This is a genomic window from Chryseobacterium shigense (genome assembly GCF_900156575.1).
In the GTDB taxonomy this organism is placed as follows: Bacteria; Bacteroidota; Bacteroidia; order Flavobacteriales; family Weeksellaceae; genus Chryseobacterium; species Chryseobacterium shigense.
The window spans coordinates 350,596-364,253 of record NZ_FTNY01000004.1 but is presented as its reverse complement, the minus strand read 5'-3'; the positions used below and the strand labels follow the sequence as shown (position 1 = coordinate 364,253).

Below are 13,658 nucleotides of genomic sequence, written 5' to 3'. Positions count from 1 at the left end.
CAAAAATACGATAATATTAAGAAAATCCCGATTTTTCGTTATCTTCGTCATAATGAAAACTTTGCGAATACTTTTACTTTCTTTGGGCGGACTGGTTTTTGGACAAAATATCCAGAGTATCCAGCTTTTTAACCCGCAGACAAACGATGCAACTCCTGTGATTAAGTTTGGAGAACAGCTGGTTTTAAGCTTTGATGACCTTACCAATGCCAGTGAAATCTACAGATACACCATTAAACATTATGACAGAAACTGGAATGATGATAACCTGTTCTTTACAGAAATTGCAACAGGAAGTCTCAACGGACTTTTAGATCAGTTTCAATATTCTTTTAATACCTTACAGCCTTATACCCACTATAAACTTACATTTCCGAATGATAAAATTCAGCCGAAAATTTCCGGGAATTTTGAGCTGATTGTTTATAAAGATTCGGCAGACCGACCGCTTTTCAAAAAACGGTTCTATCTCGTAGAAGATGCTGCCAATATTGCTTTAAATATTTCAAGAATTGCAGATGCTAAAAGACCTAATATCAACCAGCGAGTAGAAGTTAAAGCCACTTCAAAAGCAGGAGATCTTTCTTCTAATGTCAATTCTATGACTTTGAATGTGATGCAGAACAACAATCCTAATGTCGTGGTCAATAATCTTAAGCCAAGTGCTACCTTAGGCAATCAGCTGCTTTTTCAGCAGATGAATTTAGCATTTCCGGGCAATAACGAATTCTATTATTTTGATAACAAGAATATGAATATGGCCGCAGATATGGTGAGAGCTACGGAACTGAAGGATGGGGTTAATCAGACCTATCTGCATCCGGTATGGGCTTTTCCTCTCAATTATCAATACCAGCCGGATGTGAATGGCGCATGGTATTACAGACGAAATGATCTGGGACTGGAAAGAAATGCAGAGAGAGAAGCTGATTATTCTTGGGTCTATTTTTCTTTAGACTCCGATCCTGTGGATAAAGAAATCTATGTGATGGGTGGTTTTAATAATTTTCAGGCAAGTAAAGAAAATCTGATGCAGTATGATGCAGCCAACAAAAGATATGTAGCCAGAATATTTCTAAAACAAGGTTTCTACAACTACATTCTTGCAACCAAAGAAGGCGACGGATCACTGAATTTCGGAGAGATCAACGGTAATTTCTGGCAGACGGAAAACCTGTATCAGGCGTTTTTATATTATGCTCCGTTCGGACGTAATTATGACGGATTGATGGGATATGGTGAATTCAGAACACCGATTGGGAAATAATTTGGGGTAAAATGGACGCTTTTTATAAAAAATATTCGTAGAATAATAAAAAATAAATAGATTAAATACTATACAGGGGAACCATTTCGTAAGAGATGGTTTTTTTTTTGAAACAATGATGAATAAATGATTTACCGCGAAAGCTAAGGTTTTGGTAAGTAATTATGTATGATGCATTGCATAGTGAAAAATTAATTCACAATTAATTGATTTGTGTTTAAAAATTTTAATGATTGTTGTTTATTTTAATTAAATTATTTTTAATTAATGATCTTTTTGGGAAAAATGATGATTAAATTTTATGTATTCATATTTTAATTTACTTATTATTTGTTTATTTATTTTATCATTTTATTGTGAATAATTTCTAAATTAGTTTTAAAATTTTAACAAATATTATTATGAAAACGAAATTTATTCTGGTAGTAAGCGTTGCAGCTTGCTCCTTTGCTTTTGGACAAGAAACTCCATCAAAAGTAGTTCCGGGTAAAAGCGGACTTCATGCAGAATTTTTGAGATTTGATAAGAACGGTCCTGCTTTTAAAGGTGAGCCTGTTTTATTTGATGAAACGTCCCAGAGACTTTCACCCGGACAGGCACGTAAACTGGGATCAGAAAAAGATCAGTTGGGTTTTGAAACTCACAGATTTCAACAGACTATTAATGGAATTCCGGTAGAGTACGGAATGATGGCTGTCCAAACCAAAGGCGGGAAAATTATAGGAGAAACTGGAAAATGGATCCTTAAAGAACCTGCAACAGCAGAGAAAAAAGCAAATATTTCTGAAAGTACAGCTTTGCAGAGTGCTTTGTCTTTTGTAGGCGCTGATTCCTATAAATGGCAGAATAAAGAAGAAGAAGCATTCATTAAAAATGAATCTAAAAATACGACGGCAAGTTTTGCTCCAAAAGGAGAATTGGTGTACTATTCGGATCCTTCTGATGAAAAAATGGGAGATCTCAAGCTTGCCTACAAATTTGATATCTATGCAGAAAAACCATTAAGCAGACAATATGTTTTTGTAGATGCTAAAGATGCTAAAGTTTTAGGAACAAATGCTTTGATCCATGAAACGAATGCTCCGGGAACGGCCACCACAGGGTATAGTGGAAACAGATCTATTGTTGCCGACTCGTATAACGGAAGTTATAGACTAAGAGAAACAGGAAGAAACGGTGGAACGGCTGTAGAAACATACAACCTTAAAAAAGGGACCAGCTATGCATCAGCCGTAGATTTTACGGATACTGATAATAATTGGAATAATGTCAATACAAATAAAGATCAATATGCTACCGATGCGCATTGGGGAGCTGAAATGACCTTAGATTATTATTATACTAAATTTGGAAGAAAAAGCATAGATAACAACAATTTTGCTATAAAATCTTATGTTCATTACTCAACCAATTATTTTAATGCCTTTTGGGATGGCTCCAGAATGACTTACGGAGACGGAAGTTCTTCTACCAACGGAGGTAAACCATTAACAGCTCTTGATGTTTGTGGACACGAGATTACCCATGGTCTGACCACTAAAACAGCCAACCTTGCTTATCAAAGAGAGTCCGGAGCCTTAAATGAAGGGTTTTCTGATATTTTTGGAAATACAATAGAACGTTGGGCAAGACCAACACAAGCTAGCTGGAAACTGGGAGAAGATTTCAGTTATGTAATCAGAGATATGGCCAATCCTAACGCATATAGCCAGCCTGATACTTATTTAGGAACCTACTGGAAAGCTACGACAACGTCAGGTTGTTCATCACCAAGCCAATCCAACGATTATTGTGGAGTACACACCAATTCAGGAGTCCTTAATTTTTGGTATTATTTATTAGTAACCGGAGGAACCGGAACTAATGATAAAGGTTTTGCTTATAATGTATCAGCAATAGGAATAGATAAAGCAGGAGCCATTGCTTACAGAACACTGACCAATTATCTTACTTCTTCCTCTACCTATGCTAATGCAAGAACCTATTCACTTCAGGCCGCTGCAGATTTATACGGAGCCGGAAGTAATGAAGTAACACAGGTGATCAATGCATGGAATGCAGTAGGTGTTGGTGGTGGTACTTCGGCAGCGGGAAAGACAGCAGCAGATGCTTCACTGTATACCATCAGTCCAAATCCGGCAACCGACAGGTTCACTGTAGAGTTTGAAGGAAAAGAAGGAAAAGGATTGGTAGAAGTAGTGAGTCTTACAGGAAAAAGAGAGATTTCTGAAAAATTCAAAATGATCGACGGTTTGAATAAAGTAGATATTCAGCTTCCATCCGGTATCCTTTCAGGAGTATATATTGTCATAGTGAATGGACAGAAAGCAGGAAACCTGATCAAAAAATAAACTTTAATATATCCAAAAAGGGCCACAAAATGAATTTTGTGGCCCTTTTATTTTAAGTATGGTGAAGCTATACCAAATAAAAATCATTCATTTTTTCTTCGCACAGTATTTTAACAACATCGATCCAGCGGTCCTCATCATTCAGGCAAGGAATATAGTGGAAGCTTTCACCTCCTCCATGCTGAAACTGTTCTTTACCTTCTACTGAAATTTCTTCCAGGGTTTCAAGACAGTCGGAAACGAAAGCCGGACAAACAATAGCCAGATTTTTCACTCCCTTTTTAGGAATCGTTTCTAAAGTCTCATCCGTATAAGGCTCAATCCATTTATCTTTTCCTAATCTAGACTGGAAAGAAACAATAGTTTTTTCTTTGGGAAGATTTAATTTTTCAATAACAAGGCTGGTCGTTTTATAACATTGATGACGGTAACAAAACTTATGACTTGGATTGCTTTCTCTTGAACAACAGTCGTTAAGATTACAGGTATGGGTAGGATCTGTTTTATAGATATGCCTTTCCGGAACACCATGATAAGAAAACTGCAGCGCATCGAAATTTTCTGGAAGTTTTTCCCTGATGCTTTCTGCAAGACAGTTGATGTAGATATCCCGGTTGTAAAAAGGCTGGATATAATTAATCTTTACCTTCGGAAATTTCTTTTTCCGTACTTCTTCAGCTTTTTCAATGACTGTTTCCGTTGTACTCATTGCATATTGCGGATACAATGGGAAAAGAACAATCTCGGAAACTCCCTGATCCACTAATTTCTGAATTCCCGCTTCAATGCTGGGCTGAGCATATCTCATTCCGATCTCTACAGGAACATCAACAATTTTCTGAAGTTTCTTCTGAATTTTTTGAGTAATGACAATCAAAGGAGAACCTTCATCCGTCCATACTGTTTTATAAGCTTCTGCAGACTTTGCAGGTCTTGTTTTAAGAATAATTCCCTGAACTAGCAGTGCCCGGAAAAACCAACGGTAATCAATCACCTTTTCATCCATCAGGAATTCGTCAAGATATTCCTTTACATCATTGACCGCCGTTGATCTTGGCGATCCCAGATTTACCAGTAAAATTCCTTTTTTAGCCAATATTTTTAATTTTAATTATGTGAAACAACGCTTTCAAAATCTGTTATCAATGTTGATACTCTGGCAAAGGTATTATTTTCAAGCAAGCCATCTTTAAATCTTCCTTTTATACCTTTGATTAAAAGCTGATGCTGATGTTCTATTGTCGCCCCTAATGTTTTCAAAATCATTACCAGTTCTTCGTGCCCTTTTTCTCCATCGGCAGATGCAGTAATTACAGCAACCTGTTTTCCGGAAAAAACAGTAGTGGAAACACACCATTCCAATAAGTTTTTCAACCTGCTCGGAATACTGAAAATATATTCCGGAGTAGAAAATAACACTCCCGCTGAATGTTCTATTTTCTCTCTGATATTCAGTACTTCATCCGGTGTATCCCTATCTGTTAATGAAGTGTCAAAATGGGGAAGGGCAGAAAGATCATCATACAGGTGGAAATCAATACCCGTATCTGATTTTTTTCCAGAACCTGTTCCAGGAATTGATGATTGCTGGAATTTTTTGTAGCACTTCCAACAATGATTAAAATCTTCTTTCCGGGTGTCATTGATGGTTGATTATCCGTTGACAGCTTCCACTCTCTCCACCAGATCCGGAACGAATTGTTTTAAAATATTTTCGATTCCGTTTTTCAAAGTAGCGGTAGAACTCGGACATCCTGAACAAGCACCCTGTAAAAGCATTTTAGCAGTTTTGCTTTCCTGATCGTATTCCATCAGGGAAATTTTTCCACCGTCATTTTCTACTGCAGGAGCTACATATTCATTTAAGATATCTGAAATTTTCTGCTCGTCATCCGTATAATCTCTGTTGATGATTTTTTCAACAGGGTTTTCATGTTTCTGAGGATCAATGGTTGAAATCTCGCCTCCGTTCTGAAGGTATTCAGCAATAAAACCACGAACAGCCATCATCACCTGATGCCATTCTACAGAATCATCTCTCGTCACGGCAACAAAATTATCAGAAATAAAAATTTCTTTAGCGAAATCAAATTCTTTAAAGATTGCTTGTGCTAAAGGAACTCCTTCCGCGGCCTCTAATGATTTTACTTCCACAAAACCGTCAATAAGCATCTTGCTGGAAACAAATTTCATCGCATTAGGATTAGGCGTCATCTCTGCATAGATCTGATACATTTCCTTCTTTTTCTGAAGGTAAATTCTAGGATTAGCCAATAATTCATCCTCAATCACATTTTTAAGGCTGTCAGCTACATGTTCCCATTCTATTGTATCCTGCTTGGCAATCGCTACAAAATTGGCAGTAATGAAAATTCTTTCCACAAAAGGATAATTGAAAAGTTCCTGGGCTAAAGGAATTTCTGAAATATCTGAACTTCTGTCCAACTCTAAAGAGCCCGGGATCAGGTTATAATCCGCGACAAATTTCATCACTTTCGGGTTTTCAGTTGGTTCTATAAGTATCGTACGCATTTTTTCGTTAAATTTGAGATACAAAAATACGCAATTAGAAATTAGAAGTTGAAGATTAGAAATTAGATTTTTGCTATCACACTCATTTAAAATTAGAGGTTACAGATGAGAAGCTAGAATTTAGATGTGAGATATCAGATATCAGACTTTAACAATTACTATTTTCAATTAACTCATTTTCAAATCATCAAATTAAAATTATGGCAATTGTAAAAGAACTTTTAGGAAAAAAACCTCAGATAGGAGAGGATACTTTTTTGGCAGAAACGGCAACCATTATCGGAGACGTTACCATGGGCAAAAATTGCAGTATCTGGTATAATGCAGTAATCAGGGGAGATGTGAACTACATCAGAATGGGCGACAAAGTAAATGTTCAGGACAATGCAATGCTGCACTGTACTTATCAGAAATACCCTTTACACCTTGGGAATAATGTTTCCATCGGCCACAATGCGATTGTTCACGGATGTACCATCAAAGATAATGTGTTGATCGGCATGGGCGCTATTGTGATGGATGATTGTCTGGTAGAGGAAAACTCTATTGTAGGGGCCGGTTCAGTAGTAACACAGGGTACTCACATCAAATCAGGAGAAGTTTGGGGTGGTGTTCCGGCAAAAAAGATTAAAGATATTTCTGCCCAGCTATTGGAAGGAGAAGTGAACAGAATTGCTGATAATTACGTAAAATATTCTTCCTGGTATAAGGAAAATCTTGAAGTTTGAGAATAGCAGAGTATTAGGGTTTGAGGGAGTAAAAGGATTTTAGAGGGAATAAGTTCAGTGATTAAGGGTTGCTATTCTAAATAGCACAAAATTTTGAATTAATAACCTGAACCTCTCAAATCTCATTTCTGAAATCTGAAATCTGTCAATCTTATTTCGTGACCCTATTCACCATTCATTCGTGAAGTAAAATGTACATTAACTTGAAAATAATAAAAGCTCCATCCTGTCGATAGAGCTTTTTTTTGATCCTTAGTATCAACCCCTGAGTGAGTTTTGCTGATGATTCAAACGGATATATAACCTTTGCTTTGATTTTTATTTTTTTACTGTTCTGCCGTTATGAGAAGTGCTTTTCCGGCAATACATTTAATAGAAGTAGGAGACATCACCATCATACAGTCAGAAGTGATATTGTACTTCTCGTTGAAGGTTTTCACTTTCTGGGTATAGTCTTCAACTCTTGGTAAAAAGGTGGCTTCTATTTTTTTAGGATAAGCGATATATTGCTGAGGTCCTCCGCATGCTTTGGCTCCCATGGGCGCAAATGTCCAATCTGAAGCAGTAGTACATTTTTCTTTTGAGACTTCAGATTCAATAGATGCTTTTAGCTTATCCAGCTGGGCCTGTTCATATTTCTGACTGTCCTCATCGGCAGGCCTTTCTGAAATATCTTTAGGAAGATTGGTATTAACGTTCTTGGATGTATTACATGAAACCAAGGTAAGAGTAGTGCATAATGCTAGTAATGGAATATTGATGAAAAATTTTTTCATTATAATTTCTTTTCTGTTAAAGAATTTTCAAAAGTTATGCCAAGGTAACAAATTCAAATTCATTTTCCGTAATTTTGGAACCGTGAACAATCATTTTTTTGACTTAATAGAGCATACGAACAGAAGCGTTTTTCTTACAGGAAAAGCGGGAACCGGAAAAACAACTTTCCTTAATGATTTTGTAAAGAAAACAAGGAAAAAGTACATCGTGGTAGCACCTACGGGAATTGCCGCAATCAATGCAGGAGGAGTAACCATCCACTCCATGTTTGGTTTGCCTTTAAGGACCTTTTTACCGACTACAGACCGTATCGATGGAAGTTTGGCGAATAATATTGCCGATCTGATGCCCCATTTCAAATACAGAAAAGATAAACTGAAGCTTTTAAGAGAAGTAGAGGTACTGATTATTGATGAGGTTTCTATGCTGAGAGCTGATGTTCTTGATATGATGGACTTTTCGCTGAGATTTATAAGAAGGAATAATCAAAGATTTGGTGGTGTTCAGATGTTGTTCATTGGAGATCTTTATCAGCTTCCTCCCGTTGTAAGGGATGAGCATATTTTAAAGATCTGCTACCAGTCACCTTTCTTTTTCGACAGTCATGCCGTTAAAGATATTCCATTGCTGACTATTGAACTGACTAAAGTGTACAGACAGTCGGATGAAAAGTTTCTGGATATTCTGAACGCCATCCGTGACGGTGATGTAGCCAATATCAATTTTGATGTTCTGAACGAAAGGTATGATCCTGATTTTAAAGCTGGAACGGATTCCTATGTTTATCTCTGTTCACACAACAGGATGGCGGATGAGATCAACCAGCAAAAACTGGAAGAAATTGATCTGACGGTAAAAACCTATGAAGCCAAGCTTTTTGGTGATTTCAAGGAAAACCAGTTTCCCAATGAACAATTTTTAGAATTGAAAGTGGGGGCACAGGTGATGTTCATCAGAAATGATATTACCGGAGAGAAAAAATATTTCAACGGAAAGTTGGGGGAAATCATGTCACTTGATGATAACGAAATCAAAGTCGTTCTCGATGGAAGCGAAAGAGAAATTGTTGTGAAAAGAGAAGTCTGGGAACAGAAAAAATATTTCCTCGATACTGAAAAAAATATCAAAGAAGAAGTGCTTGGAAGCTTCGAGCAGTTTCCGATCAAACTGGCCTGGGCGGTTACCATTCACAAAAGTCAGGGTTTAACGTTTGACAATGTCATTATTGATGCCGGAAAAAGTTTCACTGCAGGTCAGGTTTATGTGGCCTTATCAAGATGCCGAACGCTGGAAGGGATTGTTTTAAAATCCAAAATTACTCCTGAAGTTATTTTTAAAGACAACAGAATTCTGCAGTTTCAGGGAAATACCTTTGCCAATGATAATGTAGAAGCAATCCTGAACCGTGAAAAATATGATTACAGCATCAAGAAAGTTCTTCGTACGGTCAATTGTCTTTGGTTTCTGCATGAAGTGGAAGAGTGGAATAAACTTTCTATTACCACCAAAAGCATTGATCATGTCAAAACCAATCAGCTTTATCTTCAGCTAAAACATGAGATTGTTAACCTGGGAAAAATTTTCGAAAAGCTCGAAAGGGTGATTTCACAGAAGGTTAATAATTTCATTGAGAACAAAGAAGAATGGTCTGAAATTGAAAGTAAAACCAAAGGTGCAGTTAATTTTTTCTTTACTGAAATAAGAGATAAAGTATTCAATCCGCTGAAGGAATTTTATGCTGAAATTAAAGGGACAAAAGGCTTAAAACAATACAATGAAGAATTCAGAGACTGGCTGGAGGATACTGAAGAGTATCTGAACAATCTGAAAGAAGCTCATTTACTGGAAACGAAACTTTTAGATGAAAAGAATGATAAAGAAATCAATTTAAAGATCGCAAAAGTTCCTTCTCAGGTCTTAACTTTTCAATTGTTCGAGCAAGGAAAGACCATTGGTGAAATTGCTATGGAAAGAGGTCTGGTAAAAGAAACTGTCATCGGGCATTTAGCAAAATTTGCTGAGCAGGGATTACTTGATATTTCAAGAGTTATTACCTCAGATAAGATCAAAGCATTTGAAGACCAGTTCTACAAAAATCCACTTGAAACTTTAACGGAATGGAAAAATGCATTGCCGAATGATTTTGAATTCAATGAAATCAGGATTTTGATCAATCATTATACTTTTAAGAAAGAGAAGAATGATTCGATATAACAAAAAAGACTGTCCCAAAAATGAGACAGTCTTTTTATTTGTTTAAGAGATCCTGATTAACCTTATATCCAACGATCTTGATATCTCCGTTTTTATCTTTCTCCATAGAAAAAGTTTCTTCTGTTTTGGCCGTACCTCTTTTGACATCATATACCAGTAGATACTCACTTTTGGCATTAGATCCTTTTACAATGAGAGTTTCCCATTTTACTAAATCATATTCTTCAACCCTCCCTATATCATTTTGAGTAGTGTTGATGATCTGAAGTAATTTTTCCTTGTCTGTTACTTCAAAAAACTTATCACCAAACAGGTTGTAAATTGTATCCAGATTACCTCCGTATTTTAGCTCCCAAAAGAATTTTTTTGAAATTTCTTCTGCCTCTTTTTTATCTTCTTCTCGGTTTGAAAAGGTTTGGTTAAAAGAACAACTGATCAGAAGAAAAGAAATAAGAATAAGATATAATTTTTTCATGGGATAATTTTTTATTAAGTAAGCTTTGGGTTTTTATGGAAGGTTTACAAATCGAATTAAGTTATTTTTATTCTACCTGTAAAGCTCAGATCACTTTCAAAAATACAAAATCGGAAGCATAAACAAAATCATTGACAGAGAAATTTAATTTCAATAGTTTTTTCTCACAACACCGATCAGACTTATCAATTACAAAAAGTAACTAATACAAATGATATGGTTTAAATTTGTATGGTTTTTAGAACCTAAAATTTAAAATAATGAAATTGAAAGGAGATTCTTGATCGCCTTTAAAACAAATATCTTGATATGAAAAATTTTGAAATATCGGTGCTGGACCTTGCTCCCGTAAAGCAGGGGAAAAGCATTCACGATACCTTTCAGGACAGTTTATCTTTAGCAAACCATACTGAAAGTTTAAATTATAAAAGATTCTGGCTGGCCGAGCATCACAATATGGAAAGTATTGCAAGTTCTGCTACCTCAGTTCTGATCGGCTTTATTGCCAACGGAACAAAAACAATACGAGTAGGATCAGGAGGAATTATGCTTCCCAACCACAGCTCACTGGTCATTGCAGAACAATTCGGAACCCTGGAATCTCTTTTTCCGGGAAGGATAGATCTCGGTCTGGGAAGAGCTCCGGGAACAGACGGACTTACCGCTCAGGCTTTAGGAAGAAATCCTGCGATCATCAACCAGCAGTTTCCAAGACAAATTTTAGAACTGCAAACGTATTTTTCAAAAGAAAATTCTGATGCTTTGGTCCGTGCGATTCCTGGTGAAGGTCTGGATATTCCATTGTATATGCTGGGTTCCAGTACAGACAGTGCGTGGCTGGCTGCTGAACTTGGACTTCCGTATGCTTTTGCAGGACATTTTGCTCCGGAGCAGATGGAAATGGCGTTTAAAATTTACAGAGAACATTTCCAACCTTCACAACAGCTGGATCAACCTTATATTATGGCTTGTGTCAATGGTATAGCTGCAGAGACGTCTGAAGAAGCTCATAAAATGTCTACTACTTTGTTTCAGGCCTTTATCAATATCGTAAGAAATGACCGTAAACCTTTTGCCCCGCCGGTAGATGATATGGATGATATCTGGTCACCGATGGAAAAATCAATGGTGCTTCAGAAACTAAGATATACGTTTATCGGAGATCAGGCAGAAGTTGAAGAAAAAATGAGAGATTTTCAGGAAAAATTCAATGTAGACGAATTGATTATCAATTCACACATCTACGATCATCAGAAAAGACTGAGATCTTATGAGATTTTCAGAGAGGCAGCCAACTCTTTATCCAAAGCCTAACAAACCCTCTATATTAATTGGCAGATGCTTATTTTTATAAGTATCTTTGCACAAATAAAAAGTAAACATGTCTGATATTAAATTAAATACTATTCCAGAGGCTATTGAAGACCTTAAAAATGGTAAAATAATCATAGTAGTAGATGATGAAGACAGAGAAAACGAAGGAGATTTTCTTTGCGCTGCAGAATTGACGACGCCAGAAATTATCAATTTTATGGCACTTTACGGAAGAGGACTTATATGTATGCCCCTTCCTGAAAAAAGATGTGACGAGCTTGGTTTGGAAGTAATGGTAAGCAGAAGCAGTGATCCTAAGGAAACCGCTTTTACCGTTTCTGTTGACCTTCTTGGAAACGGAACCTCTACAGGTATTTCTGCCGGAGACAGAGCCAAAACAATTTTAGCTTTGATGGATGAAAAATCCAAACCGACAGATTTCATGAGACCCGGACACATCTTCCCGCTTCGTGCAAGAAAAGGAGGTGTTTTAAAGAGAGCAGGACATACGGAAGCTGCTATCGATCTGACTCAGTTGGCAGGTTTAAAAGAAGGTGGAGTGATCTGTGAAATCATGAACGATGATGGAACGATGTCGCGTTTGCCTGAGCTTCACGCTTTCGCTCAAAAGCATGAGATGAAGATTGTTTCTATTGAAGATCTGATCCATTACCAGCTTAAAAAAGGAAACCTGATCGAGAGACTGGAAGAAAGAAAAGTAAAAACAGCCTATGGTGAGTTTGATTTCTATGCTTTCAGAGAAACCTCTAACGACCAGATCCATTTTGCCCTGACAAAAGGAACATGGACGGTTGATGAGCCTGTTTTGGTAAGAGTTCAGTCTTCAGATTCTTATTTCGATGTGCTGACCAGACTCAACAATGGTGAGAAGCCTTTATTGGAAAAAGTAACCAATATGGTGAATGAAGCTGGAAAAGGAGCTGTAATTTTCATCAATAACGTTTCAAATTCTGAAAATACATTGAGAAAACTTCAGCAGTTCATGAATTATCAGGACGGGCAGGAGCAGCATCCTACTTTAGCTTACAACTACAGAGACTACGGTATCGGAACGCAGATCCTGAAAAATCTTGGAATCAATAAATTCAAGGTGATCACTCAGAATCCTAATATCAAGCCACAGGTCGGTGGATATGATGTAGAGGTGACAGAGCTGGTTCAGCTTTAAAAAGTGAATTCTGAATGATCAGTAGTGAATGCTACAGATTATTTGTACAAATAAAATCAAAAAAAAGGTTTAGGATTTTTCTAAACCTTTTTTTATTTTTAAGCCATGATAGATGCCTTAAAGAAACACATCAGGGAGTACATTGAAATCTCGGATGAAAAGCTCGAGAAATACTGCAGTGCTTTCAGTCTTCAGAAGATCAAGAAGAAAGGTTTTCTTTTGAAAGAAGGAGATATCTGTGAAGCCGAAGGATTTGTAATGAACGGGTGTTTCAAAGTTTTCCGTACAGACAGCAATGCAGACGAGCAGATTCTCTATTTTGCAGTAGAAGACTGGTGGATCTCCGATATCGACAGTTTCATTAATCAGATTCCTTCACAGCTGAATATCCAGGCTATTGAAGACAGTGAAATTCTTCTCATTTCAAAAGAAGACAAAGAAAAACTCTATCTGGAAATCCCTGAAATTGAAAGGCTGATGAGACTTAAATTTCAAATGTCAATCATTGCCTTGCAACGAAGAATTATAGACAATTTAAGCAAACCTTCTGATGAACTCTATCGGGACTTTTTGAAAAAATACCCCAAAACAGCCCATCGCCTTACCAATATTCAGATCGCTGCGTATTTGGGAGTGACTCCTGAATTTATAAGCAGAATCAGGCGGAAAATGGTGAGCAGAAACTAGTAAGAGTGAATCGTAAATGTGAATTTTACTTCGCTAATGACTGCTCAATAGAGTCAAAAAACAAGATTAAAGAATCAAGATTTTATACATCAAATATTAGACATGAAATCTTTATAATGTAAAA

At 36.7% G+C, this 13,658-nt stretch carries 12 protein-coding genes; 7 read left to right on the top strand and 5 right to left on the bottom strand.

Annotation, left to right across the window (positions count from 1 at the left end; translation table 11 throughout):
- Positions 1 to 52: 52 nt before the first annotated feature.
- On the top strand, positions 53 to 1,267 hold the full coding sequence (locus BW964_RS15195; RefSeq protein WP_076508428.1) for a type IX secretion system plug protein: 1,215 nt from the start codon (positions 53 to 55) through the stop codon (positions 1,265 to 1,267).
- 401 nt (positions 1,268 to 1,668) lie between these two features.
- A complete protein-coding gene (locus tag BW964_RS15190) occupies positions 1,669 to 3,618 on the top strand; it encodes a M4 family metallopeptidase (protein WP_076508427.1) in 1,950 nt (649 codons plus the stop codon).
- A 67-nt stretch (positions 3,619 to 3,685) separates the two neighbouring features.
- Here the strand turns inward: BW964_RS15190 and hemH are convergent, their stop codons facing one another.
- From hemH to BW964_RS15175, 3 genes are all read right to left on the bottom strand, one after another.
- Positions 3,686 to 4,714, bottom strand: a complete 1,029-nt coding sequence (gene hemH, locus BW964_RS15185; protein ID WP_076508425.1) for a ferrochelatase — start codon at positions 4,712 to 4,714, stop codon at positions 3,686 to 3,688.
- Positions 4,715 to 4,725: 11 nt separating this feature from the next.
- Positions 4,726 to 5,145 carry an NADPH-dependent FMN reductase gene (locus BW964_RS15180; RefSeq protein ID WP_262484548.1) on the bottom strand — a complete coding sequence of 140 codons (420 nt, stop codon included), beginning with the start codon at positions 5,143 to 5,145 and terminating at the stop codon, positions 4,726 to 4,728.
- A gap of 126 nt (positions 5,146 to 5,271) precedes the next feature.
- Positions 5,272 to 6,150 (bottom strand): NifU family protein, encoded by an 879-nt coding sequence (locus BW964_RS15175; protein ID WP_076508424.1) that lies wholly within the window; start codon positions 6,148 to 6,150, stop codon positions 5,272 to 5,274.
- Positions 6,151 to 6,350: 200 nt separating this feature from the next.
- On the opposite strand from BW964_RS15175, the gene BW964_RS15170 reads away from it, so the two are divergent.
- Entirely contained in the window at positions 6,351 to 6,878 is a 528-nt protein-coding gene (locus BW964_RS15170) for a gamma carbonic anhydrase family protein (RefSeq protein ID WP_076508422.1), read from the top strand.
- A gap of 326 nt (positions 6,879 to 7,204) precedes the next feature.
- On the opposite strand, the gene BW964_RS15165 is transcribed toward BW964_RS15170, so the two are convergent.
- A complete protein-coding gene (locus tag BW964_RS15165) occupies positions 7,205 to 7,654 on the bottom strand; it encodes a hypothetical protein (RefSeq protein WP_076508421.1) in 450 nt (149 codons plus the stop codon).
- 82 nt (positions 7,655 to 7,736) lie between these two features.
- Between BW964_RS15165 and BW964_RS15160 the strand changes: the two genes are divergently transcribed.
- A complete protein-coding gene (locus BW964_RS15160) occupies positions 7,737 to 9,869 on the top strand; it encodes a helix-turn-helix domain-containing protein (protein ID WP_076508975.1) in 2,133 nt (710 codons plus the stop codon).
- A 34-nt stretch (positions 9,870 to 9,903) separates the two neighbouring features.
- Here BW964_RS15160 and BW964_RS15155 read toward each other — a convergent pair whose 3' ends face one another.
- The gene (locus BW964_RS15155) at positions 9,904 to 10,344 is read right to left on the bottom strand and encodes a hypothetical protein (RefSeq protein WP_076508419.1); all 441 of its coding nucleotides are present in this window, start codon (positions 10,342 to 10,344) and stop codon (positions 9,904 to 9,906) included.
- A 309-nt stretch (positions 10,345 to 10,653) separates the two neighbouring features.
- Here BW964_RS15155 and BW964_RS15150 point away from each other — a divergent pair, with 309 nt between their 5' ends.
- The 3 genes from BW964_RS15150 to BW964_RS15140 all read left to right on the top strand — a co-directional run bounded on the left by BW964_RS15150 (position 10,654) and on the right by BW964_RS15140 (position 13,534).
- Positions 10,654 to 11,658, top strand: a complete 1,005-nt coding sequence (locus BW964_RS15150; protein WP_076508418.1) for an LLM class flavin-dependent oxidoreductase — start codon at positions 10,654 to 10,656, stop codon at positions 11,656 to 11,658.
- 67 nt (positions 11,659 to 11,725) lie between these two features.
- Positions 11,726 to 12,847, top strand: a complete 1,122-nt coding sequence (gene ribB / locus BW964_RS15145) for a 3,4-dihydroxy-2-butanone-4-phosphate synthase (RefSeq protein ID WP_076508416.1) — start codon at positions 11,726 to 11,728, stop codon at positions 12,845 to 12,847.
- A gap of 105 nt (positions 12,848 to 12,952) precedes the next feature.
- On the top strand, positions 12,953 to 13,534 hold the full coding sequence (locus tag BW964_RS15140) for a Crp/Fnr family transcriptional regulator (protein ID WP_076508415.1): 582 nt from the start codon (positions 12,953 to 12,955) through the stop codon (positions 13,532 to 13,534).
- The last annotated feature ends 124 nt before the right edge of the window (positions 13,535 to 13,658 follow it).

Excerpts from the sequence above, each read along its gene's own strand:
- BW964_RS15175 (WP_076508424.1), bottom strand. The coding sequence starts at position 6,150 with ATGCGTACGATACTTATAGAACCAACTGAAAACCCGAAAGTGATGAAA.
- ribB (WP_076508416.1), top strand. The coding sequence starts at position 11,726 with ATGTCTGATATTAAATTAAATACTATTCCAGAGGCTATTGAAGACCTT.
- BW964_RS15140 (WP_076508415.1), top strand. The coding sequence starts at position 12,953 with ATGATAGATGCCTTAAAGAAACACATCAGGGAGTACATTGAAATCTCG.
- BW964_RS15155 (WP_076508419.1), bottom strand. The coding sequence starts at position 10,344 with ATGAAAAAATTATATCTTATTCTTATTTCTTTTCTTCTGATCAGTTGT.
- BW964_RS15170 (WP_076508422.1), top strand. The coding sequence starts at position 6,351 with ATGGCAATTGTAAAAGAACTTTTAGGAAAAAAACCTCAGATAGGAGAG.
- BW964_RS15195 (WP_076508428.1), top strand. The coding sequence starts at position 53 with ATGAAAACTTTGCGAATACTTTTACTTTCTTTGGGCGGACTGGTTTTT.
- BW964_RS15190 (WP_076508427.1), top strand. The coding sequence starts at position 1,669 with ATGAAAACGAAATTTATTCTGGTAGTAAGCGTTGCAGCTTGCTCCTTT.
- BW964_RS15150 (WP_076508418.1), top strand. The coding sequence starts at position 10,654 with ATGAAAAATTTTGAAATATCGGTGCTGGACCTTGCTCCCGTAAAGCAG.
- BW964_RS15165 (WP_076508421.1), bottom strand. The coding sequence starts at position 7,654 with ATGAAAAAATTTTTCATCAATATTCCATTACTAGCATTATGCACTACT.